Source organism: Microcystis sp. BLCC-F209 (assembly GCF_041928595.1).
Classification (GTDB): Bacteria; Cyanobacteriota; Cyanobacteriia; order Cyanobacteriales; family Microcystaceae; genus Microcystis.
The window spans coordinates 1-19,767 of record NZ_JBHFLL010000077.1 but is presented as its reverse complement, the minus strand read 5'-3'; the positions used below and the strand labels follow the sequence as shown (position 1 = coordinate 19,767).

The following is a 19,767-nucleotide window of genomic DNA, read 5'->3' as shown; positions in this document are numbered from 1 at the left end:
ATGAGTTTTGCACGCGAGGCCGGTAGAGCCATCCGTTCTACCCTAGTTCTCTGGGTAATTACCGCCCTGATCTATCCTTTCTCGATGATCGCCATCGGTCAAATTCTTTTTCCCTTTCAAGCAAACGGGAGTTTGATCACCAATAATCAAGGTCAAGTGGTGGGTTCGGCTCTAATTGGGCAACCTTTCACCAGCGATCGCTATTTCAACGGTCGTCCGAGCACCACCGCCTACAGTACGGCCGCTCCGAAAAACGATCCTAACAAGATCCTGCAAACCGGAATTTCGGGGGCGAGTAACCTGGCCCCTAGTAACCCCGCATTGATTGAGCGAATTCAAGGAAAACCCAATCCCGATCTGGTGAAAGCTATAGAGGGGGAGATTCCCCGATTAGAGAAAGCGGCAATTAAACCCACCGCGGATCTGGTGTACACCTCCGGATCGAGTCTCGATCCCCATATTACCCCAGAGGCCGCCAGGTCGCAGATCGAGCGGGTGGCGCGCTCGCGGGGATTACCGCCGAATCAAGTGGAGATCCTCGTTATCAAAAACACCGACGAGCGCTTTCTCGGCATCTTCGGCGAACCGGGGGTTAACCTGCTGAAACTGAATCTGGCTCTAGATGCGATCGCAAATACCCGATAGGGTTTCTGATGCTAAATCCTGTTTAAAAGGTATAGGAAAGTAGGAAGAGAGAGTTTGCCTTTAAAAACCCCAACTTAGTAGATTTACAAAAATGGTATAGAGCCGCTAAAAAACTAACTAGGGTTGGCTGAATAAATCTAAAAACCTTGTTGGATAAGACTTTTAGACTTTTTTGAAATCCAAAAGTGCTGGGTCTGGGAGTGATCAGGGGGAAAATTCAGGTACTTTTTCCCTGAAAATCGGTAAAACCCTACACCCTACACCCGTTCGGACCTCGGCGTGAGACTTCGGACGTTCGGCGGGACTTCGGCGTGAGCTTTTGTCGAACGCTCAGTCGAACGCTGAGATCACGGCCGAAGCCCACACCCTGCCCCCACGAAAAACTTTTTGCCGCAAACCCTAACTAGGAGAGGATGGTTTACCCGATCTTACCTTGATATTCACATTTAAAACCTTGATCGCGCCAAGCTTCTAAATCAACGGAATTTAAGGTGATGACTTGCCAACAGGGGGGAGAGATTAATTGTCCGACAAAAGCCCAAATTATACTTCTAGTCACATCTAACCCAGTTTTTAGCTTTGATTCGTTATTACCGGGGATACCAATTTCTCTAACTGCATCGATTTCTATTGCTATACCGTGGGATTGCAAGTGAATTGCTGCTAACCACTTAGCGCGGGGTAAATGAGTAGGAGAGGTGACAACTTTTACTTTATGTACTCCCCATTGTTTTAAAATTGGCACGGCAAAGAAAAAATTGCCGAAGGTAGAATCAGCACACTTTTCTAACCAGACGTTAGTTTTTGGTGCTTTTGCCCGTTCAAATAGTAATAAAATACAGGGGTCTTTCGAGCCTTGGGAAATTAAAATCGGTATATTGGGGTGTTGCTGGGCTAGATTGGCTAGATAAATTTCCCGACGAATGCTGCCCCCCAACAGTAAGATGGCATCCACGGGTTTTTGTTGATTAATTGGCCAGCGGAGGGCTAAATTAATCGCTAAATTAAGGATAATAAACCCAAAAACTGCGACCAGAGTTAGTTTTAACCATCTTTGCCAATGCCTCTGTTTACGGGCAACATTTTTCGGTTTTTTCGCCATTGTTTAGAGACGATTTGACATACTCCCACCGTCAAGCTACGCTGTGACGGGGGATTCTTTCCATATCACTAAATGTCTCCATTAAGAATCCAGAGGCCGGACTTTCCCCCCCCCTTGCCCCCCCGACATCGGGGGGGTTTGGGTCTGTTTCTGTTTGCCCAACAGTACCGTTGAGATGATTTCCCAAATATTTTAACCCTTTTTTAAGAATGTTGATTGCTGCATTATGATCCCTATCTAAGATTGTTTTACAGTTAGGACATTGATGAGTTCTAGTGCTTAATGTTTTTTGAACTCTCGTCCCACAAACTGAACAATCTTGGCTAGTAAAATGGGGAGGGACAGCAACACAAACAATCCGATAAATCTTGGCAAAATAATTCAACCATTCAGTGAATTGATACCAAGAAGCATCACTAATCGACTTAGATAGCTTACGGTTTTTTACTAAGTTTCTTACCTTTAAAGCTTCATAGACTACCAGATCATTAGACTGGACTAACGCCAAAGCGTCTTTAATTGCTTTGTCTTTACGTTGTCTTGACACCTTAAGATGAAGCCTAGCTACTTTTATCCGTTGCTTGTGATAGTTGTTAGACTGTTTCTTTCCTTGGCGAAATTGTTTTGATAATCTCCTTTGTGCTTTTTTCAGTCGTTTTTCTGACTTTCTTAAATAACGTGGATTCTCTACAGTATTGCCTTGGTCGTCAGTATAAAACTCTTTTAACCCTAAGTCAATTCCTGTTATTTGTCCCGTTGGTTCATGGTATTCTTGCCGTTCTACGTCAATCAAAAACTGACAATAATAACCGTCAGCACGTCTAACAACTCTTACCCGTTTAATCTGTTGCTCTGAATAATAAACTAAGGTTTTTTGACTACACCATAAATCAAATTCTCCTGCTTTAAAGCCATCGGTGAACTTGATTTTACGTCGATCCTCAGATAGTTTGTAGCCTGTTAGTTTGTACTCAACGGAACGGCTATGCTTTTTGAACCGAGGAAAACCCTTTTTGACCGGTATCTTAGCATGACAATTCTGGTAAAACCTATTAATTGATTGCCAGGCTCTATCAGCAGCCGATTGACGAGCTTGAGAGTTTAATTTATTAACCCATGGTGTCTCTTTGTTGTTAGCTAGTACCGCACAAAGCTTTTGAAAATCATTGCGGGTTGTCCCTTGATTGTCCATCCAATAACGAACACAAGAGTTACGCACAAACTGAGATGTCCTAATTGCTTTATCTAGTCTTTGGTATTGTTCTGGTGTCCCGTTTTTTAACTTGGCTTCTACGACTAGCATTGATTAATCCTCGACCCTGGATAAATTAAGTATAACACAGTTTACCTACAAATGGTAGAATTAAAATCGTGCTTCGCAGTCAATATCCTGGTCGGATTTCATCCCCCGCAAAGGTTGATGTCTTGTCGAAAAATTTAGCGGGGGCATTCATCCGACATTTTAGGTAAGTACCTAAGCAAAATTAATTACACATATCTAACCACCTCTTGCCTCTTGCCTCTTGCCTATCTTCACTAGGAAATTAATTTTGCACGACTACTTAACAATTGTGCTTTGATAATTTTTTCTCCAGGGTTGAGTTTTACTAATTGTGAACCTGTCCCGTCTTTACCCGTAACTGTTACAGTTTCTACCTCTAAGGATAGTTTTCGCTTCTGATCGGTACTTAATAACACTATACCCCCCGCCCGCGCCGCTACCATGGCCGCTAAACTATCCTGTTTGTTGACGAATTGTAAAGCGGGTGAACCAAGATCGCCTAATTGTGATAGTCGTAAATTATCGATCGCCAGTCTTTTCCCGTAGCCTAATCCCGAAATCAGCAGCAGATTTTCCCGATGGGGGAGAGAAACACAGCCAGCTAGATGTTCTCCGTAACGCAATCGCAAAATTGCTAAACCCTGGGCAGATTTACTCATCATTGGCAATAATTCCTCGCGCACGGGATAACGCAACACCCGACCGCTACTGGTGGCGATCGCTAAGTCCAGGCCCTCGTGAGTAAAAATAGCAGCATATAGGCGATCGTCTTCTTTCAATTTCATGAGGGACAAACCCCGACTACCAAGCCCCTCTAATTCATCGATGGGAAGCCGCTTTATTCGCCCCTGTTGACTCAGTAAAAGCAATTCTTGATTTTTTTGAGGTTCTGCCAAGAAAAATTGATTTAACACGGCTTCTGACTCTTTTTGGGCGGTTTTGGTCAGCAGACTGGAGATTAAAACCGGTTGATTCGCTTGCGGGGGAACTTCCCGGATAGCAATCGGGTAAGCTTTGGCATTATCGAGGATAACTAGGAAATTTTCCCGTTTTTCGATCGCCTGTTGATAGATAATTAAACCCCGGTCCGGCGCTCGCTCTTCCGGCGTCGTCCAACCAATTTTATCTTCGGCATCAAGCAATAAAATCGCATTTTCTGGGGGTTCTTGGGGCGTAAATAGGCTTAAACTCGGTGCATTCTCACTCTCAGACTTTTTCTTAACTTTATTCTCCTGTTTTTTAACCACAGAATCCTGTTTCTTCCCTTCTGTCTCCTGTCTCCTGTCTCCCGTCTCCTGTTTTTTAACCACAGAATCCTGTTTCTTCCCTGCTGTCTCCTGTCTCCTGTCTCCTGTCTCCTGTCTCCTGTCTCCTGTCTCCTGTTTTTTAACAGCAGAATCCAATTTCTTCCCTGCTGTCTCCTGTCTCCTGTCTCCTGTCTCCTGTCTCCTGTCTCCTGTCTCCTGTCTCTTGTCCCCCGACTTGCCGGTGCGAATTTTTGTCCGTCTGCTATCGGCGAATTTTTTCTTTAAAGAGCGCAATTCTTTTTTCAGAGACTTGAGAAACTCCTGACGGTTATGGAGGAGGGTTTCCAACTGTTGAATTTTTGTTTGTAATTCCGTCGCTTCCGTCTCTAACTTTTGTCTTTCCAAACCAGTTAAACGACGCAGAGGCATAGCCAAGATAGAATCAGCTTGAGCGTCACTAATGCCCAATTCTGCCTGAAAACGATACTTAGCCGTCGTCCCATCGGGAGCATTTTTGAGAATATCCACCACTCGATCGATATTCTGCAAAGCTAATAATAAACCCTCCACTAGGTGTAAGCGATCGCTGGCCTGTTGCAACTCATCGCCATACTGACGGGTGAGAGTTGTTTCTCGAAAGCGCAAGAATTCCTGTAAAACTTGTTTTAAAGACAACTGCCTCGGTTGATTATCAACCAAAGCCAGGATAATCGCCCCAAAATTAGTCTGCAGCGCCGTTTGTTGGTATAAAGCCGCCAAAACCTGCTGCGGTTGACTTTCCCGCTTTAATTCAATCACCACCCGAATGCCTTCGCGATTGCTTTCATCGCGGATATCGGCAATTCCCTCCAATTTCCCTAAATTAACTAATTCGGCGATTTTTTCAATCCATGCCGCCTTATTCACCTGAAAAGGCAACTCAGTAACCACAATTGCCGTCCTTTCCCTTCGGCGCTTGCCCTCAATGATAATTGTTTCAGTTTTCGCCACTCCGCGCACGGGAATAATCCCCCTACCAGTGCGATAGGCCTCGCGAATGCCGGTATCATCTAAAATCTCGCCTCCCGTGGGAAAATCGGGCCCGGGGATAATTTCTACTAACTTTTCCTCGCTTAAATCGGGATTATCAATCAAAGCGATTAAACCTTCCACCACTTCCCCTAAATTATGGGGAGGAATATTAGTCGCCATTCCTACCGCAATACCCGAACAACCATTAAGAATCAGTATCGGTAACTGAGCGGGTAAAACAACGGGTTCCTGTTGAGAATTATCAAAATTACTGCTAAAATTAACGATAGCATCGCTAATTCCCCCTAAAACCGCCTGATCACCGATGCCGGCCAAACGGGTTTCTGTATAACGCATGGCCGCCGGGGGGTCGTTATCGATCGAACCAAAGTTACCATGGCCCGATAAAAGTGGGTAACGACTGGAAAAATCCTGTACCATACGAACCAGTGCCTCGTACACTGACTGATCACCGTGGGGATGATATTTACCCAACACATCCCCCACCACCCGCGCACATTTGCGAAAAGGGCGATCGGGAGTTAAACCCAGTTCGTGCATAGCGTATAATATGCGACGGTGTACTGGTTTTAAGCCATCGCGTACATCCGGCAAGGCTCGCCCCACGATCACACTCATGGCATATTCTAGATAGGAGCGTTCCATCTCTTGGTGTAAAGCCGTGGGTATAATTTGACCACTAGCTAAGAAATCCAGTTGTTTGGCCATGAGTCTCTCGTTTTTAATCTGTCTAGCTGTGAATCATAAGGCATTTTGCCCTTTTTAACCTTGTTTATCCCTGAGCATCCCTATGACGACTGTTTTGATTGTAGAAGACGACCCGATAAATTTTCGCGTTTTTGCCAAAATTTTGACCAAACGAGGTGGTCTAGAGGTCAAAGGGACCGAAGATGTGGAAGAAGTGCTTCGTATTGCTCGGGATAAGGAAGCGGACGTGATCTTAATGGATGTCTCCCTCTCCCATAGTGTCTATGAAGGGAAAGCGGTAGATGGCATTAAAATCAGCCAAATTCTCAAAGCTAACCCCGAAACCGCCGATTTACCCGTTATTATCGTCACCGCTCACGCTATGGAGGGCGATCGAGAGAATTTTCTTAAGCAGAGTGGGGCCGATGGTTATATTTCTAAACCAGTGGTTGATCACCAAGCTTTTGTTAATCAAATTTTGGCGATCATCGAGCGGAAGCCGGTGTAAGCTTTGAGTCTTGTTTTGTTAGTATATCAGTATTTATCTAGGGCTTGCTGAATAAATCTCAAAACCTTGTTGGGTAAGACTTTTAGACCTTTTGTCAATCAAAAAGTACCGGCGACGGGAGTGATTGGGGGGAAAATTCAGGGACTTTTCCCCTGAAAATTAGGTAATTGAGCAGATGAGAATCGGTCAAAACCCACACCCCCCGATGTCGGGGGGGGTTGGGGGCCACACCCTGTCCCCACAAGAAACTTTTTGCCGCAAACCCTACTTAATCCTCCACTCTGCCATAGATGGCGTAGGGTTGATCGAGCGACCAGGCCCACATCTGATCCCCTAGGGAAAAATGCCACCATTCCCCCTTATGTCGGCTAAATCCCGCCTCCTCCATCACTTTAGCCAATAAAACTCGTTTTTGATGATAACTCTGTTCTCGCGGGCTTTTTGCGGCGATATAATGATCGGGATGCGATCGCTCACTGATCTCATCGATTTCTCCCCCCATGTCGATGGCTTGTCCCTTCTCGTCCACTAGGGTAATATCGATCGCCGCTCCGGTACTATGGGGAGGCGGAGTGGCGGCATTATCGCTGGGAACCGCCCAAATAGTGTAAACTTCTGTTAAAATCGCTTGACTTTCTGCCTCCGATAGTTTCTCTTTGGCTAATCCTCTTGTGTCTAGGAGAGTCTGAAAACTATAATCGACCATAAATTGTTGCACTTCCACGGGTCGATAGGCATCAAAAATCAAAATTTGCCAACCGGGTTGATAGACTTGCAGACGGTTTTGAGCGTCAATCAGGGCATTTAACACCCCTTGTCGCAAAAAATAGGGAGATTTACCCCGATAATTAGCCCCCAATTTCTCGTAAGCGTGGGGAGAAGGGATAACAAATTTATCTGCGGGTATCGGTACTAGGGGTTCCCCACATTCACGAATAGGAATTTTTTGGTAGGGTTTCATCGCGTCGTCGAGAAACAGTAATTTTATTGATGGTCAACTCGATCGCCAGTTTACATAAACCTGTTATTCCTCCTCCTCATCGGTTGTAGGGAATTTCATACTGGCCCAAGTTAACTGTTTTTGCGGGTCTTTTTCCGGTTCACTAAAACTCTCTTTGAGTTGTTCTTTCACCTGGGCAATATTACCACTTTGAGCGGCATTCTTTAGATCATAGACATAACGAGCATTTTCGATCGCTTCCTCTTTACTACGAGAACTAGACTCAAAGCATTTTTCTAGGTCTTTGTAAATACCCTTGCGAGAGATTTTGAGAAAATATTGACGTTCTGTATCTATAAGTTTAGCCAATAATTCTAGGTGCATGGAATCCTCGGCACAGATATCCGCGAGGATATCCCATTCTTCACTCCCCAAAAGATTATTATCCGCTCCCGGTCGCGGGTCTCGAAAAGTTTCTCCAGTCACTTGTTTATAAATCTTCGGTAATTGGTCATCAAATTCGTGCTTTTCTTCCCTCCAAATCCGGCGAATTTCGCTGAGTTCCTCCGTGGTAATTAGGGTAATATCTTTCATCTCCTCTGGCGCATTAGTACGCACGCTCTCCTGGGCTTCTAATACCCTTCTCAGCCAATATTCCCGCCATTGTTTAGTATAAGGTCCCGGTATGGGTTCGATCGATATTTCTCCATTTAGGTTTCTTTCAAATAATTGTACTTTCCCAAAGATACGGCGAAAATCCCGTTTTGGTCGGTCATCTTCTATATCTAATTCGTTGCGAAGGTCTAAAAGTGGTTGTAACCATTCTTTTTCTTGGTCATTCTGTATCATTGCCTCCATGGATTTATCTTTATTTACCAATGTACACACCCAACAACCTAATCGCGAATCTCCACAGCTAGGAGTGGAGGTATCTACCACTAGGGGACATTCATTATCCGCAGTCGCTCCTCGATACATTGCTAATAATTCTTTGTTGTCTCCTCCCCAGGGATTTTCCCACTGCATTAAGTACATCCATACTTCATCGTTGCGCCAGTCCTCAATAGGAGTATAGACAAGAGAATTAATCAAACTTGGTCGAGGACTCAGACGATCTCTCAATCTACCTTTTTCGTGTTTCGCCATGACATTGGCTCTCTTTTGGCTCTCAGCTTTACGCATTCCTAACACTAAAATAACTTCTCCACTTTCACGAACTACTTGTCGAATGAATTGATTAGCTGGATTAATTTTTAGTCGTTCAGTACACCATCTAAATCTTATTCTCGGTGCTGGATATCCTTTGCCAATCAAACAAACCCAATACCTTGCTAAAACTTCTGGATGTAATATATGAGCTTCTATTGGCATTTTTTGTTGTTCTGCCGCAGTTCTCAGTTGACTAATTGATTTATTTACCCATGCAGTGACTATCGGATTTTCTACCAAAGTATCTGTCGTTATGACGTAAACTTTTTTTTGTCTTTTTTCTTCTGGCAAACTAGCGATCGCATTCCAAACCAATTGTAAAACTGCTGTGCTATCTTTTCCCCAAGATACACCTATGATCCAAGGAATACTGTCTAGACAATATAACTCTTGTATTTCTTGAGTAATACTTTTGATATCTTCTACGAACTCCTCTATAGCACGATTAGGAAAAATAGAAGTTGTTTTTTCAAGCATAATGTTATCAACAAAAAGATAAACTAATTTCTAAAAATATTCTGACGATGCCATTGGATAGCTTCAGGTTTCGGATAGTGGTCTTCTAGAGTGGGTAATAAAATATTCATACCATGAAAGTCTTTAATTGCTTTAGCATTAGGAGAAATTTCTTGAAAGTCTTTACTAATCATAATTTTGTATTGATCGTCAATAGTAAATAGTCCTTGATCGAATGCCCAATGATGATTTTTACAAAGAGATAAACCATTGTTTATCTGGTTATCATAGAATCTGGCAAAAGGTTTGATATGTGCGCCATCGACAATACTTTGTGTCAAGGAGTGGTTTACTTTAAGACCGCAAAAAGAGCATTGATAATCGTATAAATGGACGACTGATTTACGAAATAACGCATCTCTAACTATAGACTTTCTGAAATAATATTTTGTCTGTGTTTCTCCTGTAGCTAAAACGCTACGATCTAGTTCAGTGTCATCATCTTGTTGTAAGACTTGATTAATTTCTAAAATATCTTCTAATTGCTTTTGACTAGAATAAAACCAAGCTTCTATTAGAGTATCAATTAGCTGTCGTCTAGCTTCCGGTTCCTGTAAAAGTTTATACAATTCCTGATCTAAAATCGCATAATCTACATCTGCTCTAATTTTAGGAATAGTTTGAGGACGGCCACCACTATAAATATCACTAAACTTTAGCTTCCAAAATCCGTCATTTTTTAGATGAAAGAATGGTAAAGCTAACCCACCTTTAAAAGTATCTGGGTTTAAACGCTTCCAATACTTATCAAAAGTATCGATTAAGTCATCAGAAATATATATTTTATTGTCTTGAATTTGAGAATCACTAATTAACTCAATTACTGATAATAATAAGATAGGCTTATAAGGTGCTTCACCACTTTGCTTAGACTTATTGACTTTAATTTTAGAAAATAAGTCACAATAATATTTTAAATTGCGTAGGGGAAGACTATCGACCATAGGGGGGGGAGATATGCGGATAAAAAAAGGAAACCATTACCAGCATACAGAAAAACATCCCACCGAGAGGAAAAAATATAGAAAGCCTAGAGAGATCGTCATAATAACATCGATCGAGCGCAGCTGACGAGTGATCGCATACTACAGAATATATGTACTAAGAAAAAGCCAATTGGCATGGCAGCGGGGGAGCGGGGGGAGAAAGTGCTTAGTCAAGTCAAAACTACTCTTCAACAATTTCGACTTTTTTGGTAGCAAGGGGTTCTTGGGTGAAAATTTCTACTTCAATAGCCTTTTTCAGGTTAAGTTTTAGAACTGAAGAAATTGGCAAACCTTTCACCTCATTGATGAGATATTCTTGAGTTTCTGTTTCACGACGTTTGAGATATACCGCTTTCAGCACTGCCTCAATGCCATAACCCGTAACCATGTCACCAATAATAGTAGAGACACCTAAGACCCCAAGTCCGCCAATTACCCCCAGCGGACCGCCTAACCCCAAAAGTGCGTAAATCATGGGATAGGTAGTGCTAGTGGATGCGGCAACAGCAATAATGAAAATAATGCCGGGGAGTCCAAGAGAGGCAAGTTTTTGAAGGACTTCATCCAGAGAAATTCCCCAAGACACAAGTTTTTTGTTGATTTCTGCGGGATTAATGCCGAGAAAATCCTGGGGAATGACGGGTGCGGTAGTTTCCGTCATTGATGAGACTCCTAAAATCACTAAGTTGGATTGGTTGCTAGGGATTTCAGTCATATAAAGTTCGGGGATTCAGATGCCTGGCAGCATTCTACATCAGTCTTACTGTTCACACAACTTGTAGAAAATCCTCAGTTCTTAAGGAAATAGCAATTTCTGTGCATTTTCGGGTTAACCCCTAGAGCATCTCCCAGAGGGCAGCCAGAATGGACAAGCTGACAGTTTAGATACTGTCTCTTTTGTCAAGTTCAATTTATACTAAAATTGATACGCTTACCGGTCTCGGGCAGAGCTATTGTTATCACACCGCAAGATTAATGTTAATATCCTACAGTCATCAGTTCATTTTTTTTCATGTCACAAAAGCTGCGGGGACAAGCGTTAAAGCAGTCTTAGAACCTTATGCACAACAACCTGAAAAATTCAAAATTAATCGCCCTCCCAGAATGTTAGGAGAGCAAATCAATCCCCTGTATGAAATGTGGGAATCCTCTCTTTGGCACGCTAAAGCCAGAGATATGCAAAAAGAACTGTCAGAGGAAGTATATAATAATTTTTATAAATTTTCTTTTGTCAGAAATCCTTGGGATTGGCAGGTATCCTATTATCATTTTATTCTTAAGGAGAAAGATCATGTTAGACATGAATTGGTTAAATCTCTGGACGGTTTTGAAGAATACTTGGAATGGGTTATTAGTACCAAAAATCCCTTTCCCAAAGGAGCAACTAAACTACAAAAAGACCTTATTACTGACTTAGAAGGCAAAATAATAGTTGACTTTGTTGGTAGATATGAAACTTTAGAAGCTGATTTTGATCTGGTCTGTCAAAGGCTAAATATTAAAGCTTCTCTGCCCTGTTTAAACAAGTCAAAACATCGTGATTATCGAGAATATTACAACAACAGAACCAGAAAATTAGTAGAAAAACACTTTCAGGATGACATCGCCTTATTTGGCTACACATTTGATAGTTATCAATCCCAAATTGCAGCGGAAAAATTTTTCCTCACAGCTGCCGGGGGTTATTGAGAGTTTACAAAAATTTAGCTAAACCAATTTTCTGCCTAGGGTTTCAAAACCAGCGTCTATGTGAGTGGTTCTAATTAATCTGATCCCCCCGCCTATCGGCAGCCCCCTTATTAAGGGGGCAAGGGGGGATAGAACCTAAAATCCATTTTTAATTTAATTCCACCTAGCTACTTATGTGAGATATTCTAACAATAGTCCATTAACAAGACAAAATCTAATGATTTCACAAGCCTCTTCTCCCATTACCTTGACAGAGCCAGAACAAATCCAGCCAAGAAATATGAGTGACCTAATTGTCGATTATTTAGAGCAATTAGGGGTAGAATACGTTTTCGGCATCCCGGGAGGACATAATAGTGCCTTCTACGAAGCCTTAGCACGCAGTGAAAGACGCGGGGGGGTTCGTGCCGTTTTGACTTGTCACGAAACCGGTGCCGCTTTTATGGCTGATGGTTATGCTCGTGAAACGGGAAAAATCGGGGTTTGCTGCGGCACAACTGGACCGGGTAGCACCAATTTCATTACAGGATTAGCCTCAGCTTATGCCGAAGGGATACCTTTACTTGTTATCACCGCACAAACTGCCCTACCTAATTTTAGCTGGAGTGCCTTTCAAGAATCATCGCCTGATACCATTGATACAGTGGCCATGTTTAAGCACTGTACCCGTTATAATACCCTCGTCACCCACCCTAATCAATTAGAAAGAAAATTGGCAGCGGCATTAACAACAGTTTTACATTCACCTTTTGGACCGGCTCATCTTAGTATTCCTGTGAATATTTTCCGGGTTGAGTCTCCCTCATCCCTTGCTTATCCCCAGGTAGCGACTCAAGCTGCTGCATTAGTTGATTTAAAAGCCTTAGATGAGCTTGATAGTACCATAAACAATATCTTAGACCAAGGTCAAACCATCGCCATCTGGGTTGGTCAAGATTGTACGGAAGCCACCTCGGAAATTATGGCATTAGCCGAATTAATTAACGCTTCTATTGTCACAACTCAAGGTGGTAAAACCTGTGTTAATCCTTATCATCCTTTAGTAAAAGGGGTCTTTGGTTTCGCCGGACATCAAACGGCCCGTCAAGCTTTAACCGATGATTCTGTTGCTTTAATTTTAGCGGCTGGGATGAACTTAGGCCAATGGGAAACCTCGGCTTGGGATCAGAAATTGTTAACTAAAAAAATAGTTCATATTCATCACGCAAGGGACTATTTTAAAAGTTCTCCGATGGCCAGTTTACACATTCAAGGTACAATCAAAACTACCTTGGCAGAATTACTAAAAAGATTACAGAAAACTCGGCAAAGGGGACAATTAAAACCGGAGTTATCAGCGAGCTTATCCCCTGAATTTTACCAGCCTTATCAACCCGCTCACATTACCGTTAAAGAACCGGATAGCTATCGACTTTCAGAGGATAATTCCCCTGTTAAACCCCAGCAATTAATCGGTGAACTCCTACAACATTTTCCCCCGGAAACCCGCTATTTAGTCGATGTGGGTAATTGGTTAGCTTGGACAATTCACTATTTCTTCCCACCCCGTCCGGAAAATTTCCGTTTAGCTGTGGCAACTGCTCCCATGGGTTGGGGAATTGGCAGTGCGATTGGAACAGCTATGGGGGCAAAAAATACCCCAGTGGTTTGTCTTACAGGTGATGGATGTTTTCTAATGCACGGTAACGAACTTGCTGTTGCTGTTGCTGAAAAATTACCGATTATTTTTATCATTCTTAATGATCAATCTTTTGGTATGGTTAAACACCGACATCTTCAAACGGGAGTAGAACCCCTAGAGTTTGCTTTACCATCAGTAGATTTTAGTCAAATTGCTCGGGGAATGGGAGCGAATGGTTATATTATTCGTAATAGTCAAGACTTGCATGAATTAGATTATGAGGCAATTTATCGGGATGGCAAACCTACCGTCTTAGATGTGCGAATTGATTCGGAATATGTTCCCCCCATAGGAATGTTTTAAAGCCACGAACAATGATCAATACTTTTAACTCAAAAGCGATGTCCTATACCGAGTTAGCAGCCAAGCGATTACTAATTAATTCTTTGCCTAAAAGTGGCACTCATTTGTTGGCTAAGTCCGTTGAAATTCTGGGCTATAAAGAACATTTTGAGGATCGAGAAGTTCAAGAAGTGCCTCTATTTTTTAACTATCGAGAAGTTAAAAAAAGAATCGAGCATCAAACCCAATTTAGCCAAAAACAGATTAGCATAGGGGCTTTAACTCCCTACTATGTAGATTTGGCGATTGTTCGACATTGGTTAACTCTGATTGCCGAAAAGCAATACATTTTAGGTCATATTCCTTGGACACCTCTGTTAACCCCAATTCTTCAGGAATTAAATTATCAGCATATCTTCATTATTCGTGATCCTCGTGCTGTTATAGCTTCCTCAATTCCCTTTGTTTTAGATACGGGAAAAATGCCGGCAAGACACTTTTTAGAAGAGGATTTTAAGTCCATGTCTCCTAGCCAAAGATTAGATTTTATTTTAGTGGGAGGCTATGCGGCAAAAGCGGGAGTAGAAATCAGAAATTTTGCTGAAGTGTTCCGTTCTATGTTAGCTTGGTCTCAAGAGCAAAATTGTTTATTTATCCGTTTTGAGGATCTGGTGGGAGAACAGGGAGGTGGCAAGTCGGAAAAACAAAGGGAGACGATGGAAAAAATTTGCCACCATTTGGATATTCCTTTTAGTGAAACTATTGCTTCTCAGTTGGGGGAAATTTATAACCCTTCTGCTAGAACATTTAGAATGGGGAAAATAGACGGATGGAAAGACTCAATAGAGCCGGCAGATATCGAAAAATTAAACACCTATTGTCAACCATTATGTCAAGAGGCGGGTTATGAAATGTTTTGAGTTATACCTAGGATTAGTCTGATAAATTCCCAGTTTATTGGTGATTATTTTCCTAGATATGGTACGATCCTTCCACGACTTAAAATAAGGAAACACAAAAATGGACTTACAAGCAAATCTTGAGAGATTTAAAAGCAAACACCCCATCAGTCGCAATCATTATATTTCCTATCGTAGTATATACAAAGCTACTCCCAGTCTCAAATTCATATTCAAGCATTATTGCCCGATTTATCATATTTCACTAGATGAGTTTTTTGAATATTATCCCCTTTTAGCATTTATTGAATACCTTGTCTATGAAACTGATGCGGAGATGGAAAGCAATCAAAAGGATAGCAGCCCATCAAGTCAGTCGTCTCTGTGGGATTCTAAAAAAATTATCATTCGATCTTTTTTGCAAGAATTTGATTTAGAAGCTCCTAGTATTTTAAATCAAATGGATAATTTAGGGAAATATATTCAATTGGAAAGTAAGCTATTGACCTCTGAAAATATCACATTAGAAGATGTAATTCGTGCCTCTGAATTGCGGTCTTCTGACGAGTTAATTCTCCACTGTACCTTGATTGCTATGTCAGGTAAACCTTATAGAGATGAAATTTTTGAGATTATGTCACCCATACATATTCTGCTAGAATTTCATGATGATTTTCTTTCCTATCAAGAGGATAGGGCAGCCGGTAATTATAATACCTATTGGATGTTTCAGAAATTGTATGGAGAGGAAGCACACCATTATTTAAAAGCAGAAATAGACCGTTACAGTAAGCTATTTGAAGCAACCCTGAAAGGATTATCTGAACAAGAACAAGAAATTTATTCAGCAAAATGGTCTCGTTTATGGCAAAATGTATTTCCCTATTTCTCTAGTGCTGAACTTCTTCGTCAAGCTGTTTTAGAAGGGGTTTAAACCTGTTATTTGACCGCAGAAATTTATTTGTATAAAAAATCAAAACAAGGAGAACCCCAAATGATCCCATTGATATCTATTGAGCGGATTAAAAGTAAACAAACTATTAGTCGAATCCCTTACATTTCCTATCATAGTCTATTCAAAGCTATTTCTGTAATCCACGTTTCTTTAAGGCTATATTGTCCGATTTATAATATTTCTGATGATCAGTTTTTGGAACTTTCTCCACTCTTAGCACTTATTGAATCTTCTGTCTATGAAACTGATATAGAAACAGAAAACAATCAAAAGAATAGCAATCTATCATCTCACCTTGCTCCCTGGGACAATAGAAAGATAATTATTCAATCTTTTTTAAAAGAATTTAATTTAGAACACCCTACAATTTTAGAGCAAATAGATAACTTAGGTGAATATTTTGAATTAGAAAGTCAGCTAGTAGCTTCTGAAAAAATAACATTAGAGGATGTAATCCGTGCTTCCGAATTGCGTTCATCTGATTTGAGGATTATCCACACTATTCTAGTTCAGATGTCAGGTAAATCCTACAGAGCGGAAATTTTTGAAATTCTCTCACCGACAGAAATCTTGAGTGAATTTCAGGATGATTTTTGTTCCTATAAAAGGGATGTGGCAGCAGGTAATTACAATACTTACTGGATGTTTCAGAAATTGTATGGAGAAGAAGCACACCATTATTTAAAAGCAGAAATAGACCGTTATAAAAATCTATTTGAAGAGAAACTCAAGCTATTTCCTGAAGAAGAACAAGAAAGATATACAAAAAAATGGTCTCGTTTCTGGAAAAGATATTCTTATCTCTCTAGTGCTGAACTTATTCGTCAAGTAGCTCTGGAAGGGGTCGAAAATAATGAATAATTAGCCATCCCATAGCCTGCTATTATTAAAATCTGCATCACTATTCATTGGAAAATTCAAAATTAGGAGCATCAAAAATGAATCTACAGGACTTAGAGATTTTGTATGAGCGTCTTAAAAGCAAACAACCAAGCAGTCAAACCCGTTACATCTCTTATCATAGTCTATACAAAACTGCTTTTATGTTTAAATCTATTTTTAAGCAATATAATATGATTGATGACGTTTCTCTTGATGAGTTTCTTTTATGTTATCCAGTTTTAGCATTGATTGAATCTTTAATCCATGAAGTCAATATTGATCTAGGAAGCAATCAACAGAATAACTTATCATGGGATGCTAGAAAGAAAATCATTCAATCTTTTTTAAAGGAATTTAACGTAGAACATCCTACTATCCTAAATGCTATGGAGAACTTAGGAGAATTTTTTCACCTTGGCAGTCAGTTAGTGACTTCTGAAACAATAACTCATCAAGAGGTGATTCGTGCTTCTGAATTGCAGTCTTCCGATATCAATATGCTTTACTTTACTTTAATTTCAATACTAGGTAAACCTTACAAAACTGAAGTTTTTGAGCTGATGTCACCGATCAACATTTTGCTAGAAGTTCATGATGATTTTCGTTCCTATCAAGAGGATAGAGCAGCCAGTAACTATAACACCTACTGGATGTTTCAGAAATTGTATGGAGAGGAAGCACACCATTATTTAAAGGCAGAAATAGACCGTTACAGTAATCTATTTGAGGCAACCCTCAAAGGATTATCTCAACAAGAACAAGAAGTTTATTCAGCAAAATGGTCTCGTTTATGGCAAGATGTATTTCCCTATTTCTCTAGTGCTGAACTTCTTCGTCAGACTGTTTTAGAAGGGGTTTAAACCTGTTATTTGACTGCGGAAACTTATTTGTTTAAAAATTCAAAAAGGAGAAACTAAAATGAACCCGCAAATGTCCCCTGGGATGATTGAAAGAAAAAAAACCGTTAGTCAAATCCCTTATATTTCCTATTATAGTATCTATAAAGCTACTTCAGTTTTAAAGCCGTTTTTCAAAATATATTGTCCAATTTATAACATTTATGATGATGAATTTTTTGAATTTTATCCCCTCTTAGCATTTATTGAATATCTGATCTACGAAACCGATGTAGAACTAGAAGAGAGTAATCAAAAAGATGGCTCACTATTAACTCAAGTTTCTCCCTGGGATGCCAGAAAAAAAATTATTGAATCTCTGTTGCATGAACTTGGTGTAGAAGGCTCCGCAATTTTAGCACAAGCAGACAACTTAGGTAAATATATTGAATTAGAAGGTCAGCTAATTGCTTCTGAAAAAATAACTTATGAGGACTTACTTCTTGCCTCTGAACTAAGGTCTTCTGATTTGAGGATTCTACACTCTGCTCTCGTTCAGATTTCAGGTAAACCCTACAGAAGTGAAATTTTTGATCTGATGTCACCTCTAGAAGTTTTACTAGAATTTAATGATGATCTTCGTTCCTACAAAAAGGATATGGCAGCAGGTAGTTACAATACCTACTGGATGTTTCAAAAATTCTATGGAGAGGAAGCACACCATTATTTAAAAGCAGAAATAGACCGTTATAAAAATCTATTTGAGGAGAAACTTAAGCGATTTCCTCAAGAAGAACAAGAGATATATTTAGTAACATGGTCTCGTTTTTGGCAAAGATTTCCCTATCTCTCCGATGCCGAACTTATTCATCAGGTTGCTCTAGAAGGGATTTAAAAAACACATGACTAAACCTGTGACTCAACAATTAGACCTGAAAGCGGAAGTAAATTTGGATTCCTCGATTCAATTTGAGCAATCGCTTTCCAAGAATGTACTAGAGCCAAAAGCTATCTTATTGACAGGAGCAACTGGTTTTCTTGGTGCTTATTTACTCGAAGAACTTCTCCAGAAAACCAGCGCAGATATTTATTGTTTAGTTCGCTGTTCTAATATAGAGGAGGGAAAAAATCGTCTTCAAAAAAACTTAGAGTTTTATTCTCTTTGGCAAGATGGTTTTAATTCTCGTATTATTCCTATTGTTGGAGATTTAGGTAAACCTTTATTCGGTCTTTCTCAACTAGCATTTAATGAATTAGCGGCAATAATTGATATTATTTATCACAATGGAGCTTGGGTTAATTCTGCTCGTCCCTACTCCACCTTAAAACCGGTAAATGTGTTGGGGACGCAGGAAGTGCTAAGATTAGCTAGTAGGGAGCAAACTAAACCTGTTCATTTTGTTTCGACTCTTGGGGTTTTTCTCGGTGATAATCAGGAGGAAATTGGCAGAATCACCGAAATGGATAGCCCTAATTTTGTTAATCTTCAAGGAGGTTATCGCCAAAGTAAATGGGTGGCAGAACAATTAGTGATGGTCGCACAAAAAAGAGGATTACCTGCTTGTATTTATCGTCCTTCAAGAATTATCGGGAATAGTAAAACGGGGATTAACGGTAATTTCCAAGATTTCCTGTGTATTTTGCTAAAGGGTTGTATTCAATTAAAAAAATTCCCCGCTTTAAACACACAAATAGATATCGTTCCCGTTGATTATGTCAGTCAGGCAATTGTCGGTTTATCCCAGCAAAAAAACCATGCTGGCAAAGTATTTCATTTAATTAATTCTCAGCTAATTTCCTGGGAAACTTTCTTTAATTCTCTTCAACTTTTAGGCTATTCCTTAGAAAAAGTTAATTATGATAATTTTTATGCCGAATTAAAGTATCAATTATCCCGGTCTCCCAAGAATACACTATACTCATCTTTATTACTGCTTTTGAAACTGTCAAAACTATTTTCCCCTGATAAGCTAGAATTTGACGCAACTCGAACATTGATAGAATTAACAGAGCTATCTATCTCCTGTCCCGTTATTGATGAAAAATTGCTCAGTTTATATTTTTCTTACTTTCAGAAAGTTGGCTATTTCCCCCTGTTCTAGATTATAATTTATAGCCGTAGTTTCGGTTGAGCAATAATAACTCTTGTCCATTGATTATTGTTATCCAGAGTAGGGCAACAAGAGCTACTTTTGTGACTGTTTTCATGATCATCTATTCTTAGAACCTGTTTGAAAAGTTATCGGGGGTTGCTGATTTTAAGTATCAATTGTCCTCTCGGCAATTTTTAAAACCTAGCACTAAGGTAACTTGTGGATAGGAGGCACAATTTAGTCTTCATGTCTTGATTCAGCGACACCGCTTTTTACTATCTTCTGATCTGCCGCTT

17 protein-coding genes are annotated in these 19,767 nt (G+C 40.4%); 10 read left to right on the top strand and 7 right to left on the bottom strand.

Features of this window, described 5'->3' with window-relative positions:
• Complete coding sequence (kdpC, locus tag ACE1AQ_RS04765) at window positions 1–645, top strand: K(+)-transporting ATPase subunit C (RefSeq protein ID WP_008199659.1); 645 nt, start codon at window positions 1–3, stop codon at window positions 643–645.
• Between the two features lie 418 nt (window positions 646–1,063).
• Here kdpC and ACE1AQ_RS04760 read toward each other — a convergent pair whose 3' ends face one another.
• From ACE1AQ_RS04760 to ACE1AQ_RS04750, 3 genes are all read right to left on the bottom strand, one after another.
• Complete coding sequence (locus tag ACE1AQ_RS04760) at window positions 1,064–1,747, bottom strand: YdcF family protein (protein ID WP_110545864.1); 684 nt, start codon at window positions 1,745–1,747, stop codon at window positions 1,064–1,066.
• 31 nt (window positions 1,748–1,778) lie between these two features.
• On the bottom strand, window positions 1,779–3,050 hold the full coding sequence (locus tag ACE1AQ_RS04755; RefSeq protein ID WP_106909800.1) for an RNA-guided endonuclease TnpB family protein: 1,272 nt from the start codon (window positions 3,048–3,050) through the stop codon (window positions 1,779–1,781).
• A gap of 233 nt (window positions 3,051–3,283) precedes the next feature.
• Window positions 3,284–6,016 (bottom strand): DNA topoisomerase (ATP-hydrolyzing) subunit A, encoded by a 2,733-nt coding sequence (locus ACE1AQ_RS04750; RefSeq protein WP_110545863.1) that lies wholly within the window; start codon window positions 6,014–6,016, stop codon window positions 3,284–3,286.
• Between the two features lie 82 nt (window positions 6,017–6,098).
• Between ACE1AQ_RS04750 and ACE1AQ_RS04745 the strand changes: the two genes are divergently transcribed.
• A complete protein-coding gene (locus ACE1AQ_RS04745; protein WP_008199646.1) occupies window positions 6,099–6,503 on the top strand; it encodes a response regulator in 405 nt (134 codons plus the stop codon).
• 268 nt (window positions 6,504–6,771) lie between these two features.
• Here ACE1AQ_RS04745 and ACE1AQ_RS04740 read toward each other — a convergent pair whose 3' ends face one another.
• The 4 genes from ACE1AQ_RS04740 to ACE1AQ_RS04725 all read right to left on the bottom strand — a co-directional run bounded on the left by ACE1AQ_RS04740 (window position 6,772) and on the right by ACE1AQ_RS04725 (window position 10,815).
• Window positions 6,772–7,464 (bottom strand): M15 family metallopeptidase, encoded by a 693-nt coding sequence (locus tag ACE1AQ_RS04740; RefSeq protein WP_106909798.1) that lies wholly within the window; start codon window positions 7,462–7,464, stop codon window positions 6,772–6,774.
• Window positions 7,465–7,527: 63 nt separating this feature from the next.
• Complete coding sequence (gene dndC / locus ACE1AQ_RS04735) at window positions 7,528–9,129, bottom strand: DNA phosphorothioation system sulfurtransferase DndC (protein ID WP_149989413.1); 1,602 nt, start codon at window positions 9,127–9,129, stop codon at window positions 7,528–7,530.
• Between the two features lie 23 nt (window positions 9,130–9,152).
• On the bottom strand, window positions 9,153–10,112 hold the full coding sequence (locus ACE1AQ_RS04730) for an HNH endonuclease (RefSeq protein WP_374807959.1): 960 nt from the start codon (window positions 10,110–10,112) through the stop codon (window positions 9,153–9,155).
• 223 nt (window positions 10,113–10,335) lie between these two features.
• A complete protein-coding gene (locus ACE1AQ_RS04725; protein ID WP_008199637.1) occupies window positions 10,336–10,815 on the bottom strand; it encodes a hypothetical protein in 480 nt (159 codons plus the stop codon).
• A gap of 314 nt (window positions 10,816–11,129) precedes the next feature.
• Here ACE1AQ_RS04725 and ACE1AQ_RS04720 point away from each other — a divergent pair, with 314 nt between their 5' ends.
• From ACE1AQ_RS04720 to ACE1AQ_RS04685, 8 genes are all read left to right on the top strand, one after another.
• The gene (locus ACE1AQ_RS04720) at window positions 11,130–11,843 is read left to right on the top strand and encodes a sulfotransferase family 2 domain-containing protein (RefSeq protein WP_008199635.1); all 714 of its coding nucleotides are present in this window, start codon (window positions 11,130–11,132) and stop codon (window positions 11,841–11,843) included.
• Between the two features lie 217 nt (window positions 11,844–12,060).
• Window positions 12,061–13,827: a thiamine pyrophosphate-binding protein gene (locus ACE1AQ_RS04715; RefSeq protein ID WP_110546054.1), complete on the top strand. Its 1,767-nt coding sequence runs from the start codon at window positions 12,061–12,063 to the stop codon at window positions 13,825–13,827.
• A gap of 11 nt (window positions 13,828–13,838) precedes the next feature.
• Window positions 13,839–14,726, top strand: coding sequence for a sulfotransferase domain-containing protein (locus ACE1AQ_RS04710; RefSeq protein WP_008199631.1), 888 nt, complete (start codon window positions 13,839–13,841; stop codon window positions 14,724–14,726).
• Between the two features lie 100 nt (window positions 14,727–14,826).
• Window positions 14,827–15,639 carry a hypothetical protein gene (locus tag ACE1AQ_RS04705; protein WP_008199629.1) on the top strand — a complete coding sequence of 271 codons (813 nt, stop codon included), beginning with the start codon at window positions 14,827–14,829 and terminating at the stop codon, window positions 15,637–15,639.
• Window positions 15,640–15,699: 60 nt separating this feature from the next.
• On the top strand, window positions 15,700–16,521 hold the full coding sequence (locus ACE1AQ_RS04700) for a hypothetical protein (protein WP_110546055.1): 822 nt from the start codon (window positions 15,700–15,702) through the stop codon (window positions 16,519–16,521).
• A 77-nt stretch (window positions 16,522–16,598) separates the two neighbouring features.
• On the top strand, window positions 16,599–17,402 hold the full coding sequence (locus ACE1AQ_RS04695) for a hypothetical protein (RefSeq protein WP_110546053.1): 804 nt from the start codon (window positions 16,599–16,601) through the stop codon (window positions 17,400–17,402).
• A 58-nt stretch (window positions 17,403–17,460) separates the two neighbouring features.
• Window positions 17,461–18,273, top strand: a complete 813-nt coding sequence (locus tag ACE1AQ_RS04690; protein ID WP_008199623.1) for a hypothetical protein — start codon at window positions 17,461–17,463, stop codon at window positions 18,271–18,273.
• Window positions 18,274–18,280: 7 nt separating this feature from the next.
• On the top strand, window positions 18,281–19,480 hold the full coding sequence (locus ACE1AQ_RS04685; protein ID WP_008199621.1) for a thioester reductase domain-containing protein: 1,200 nt from the start codon (window positions 18,281–18,283) through the stop codon (window positions 19,478–19,480).
• Window positions 19,481–19,767: the final 287 nt, after the last annotated feature.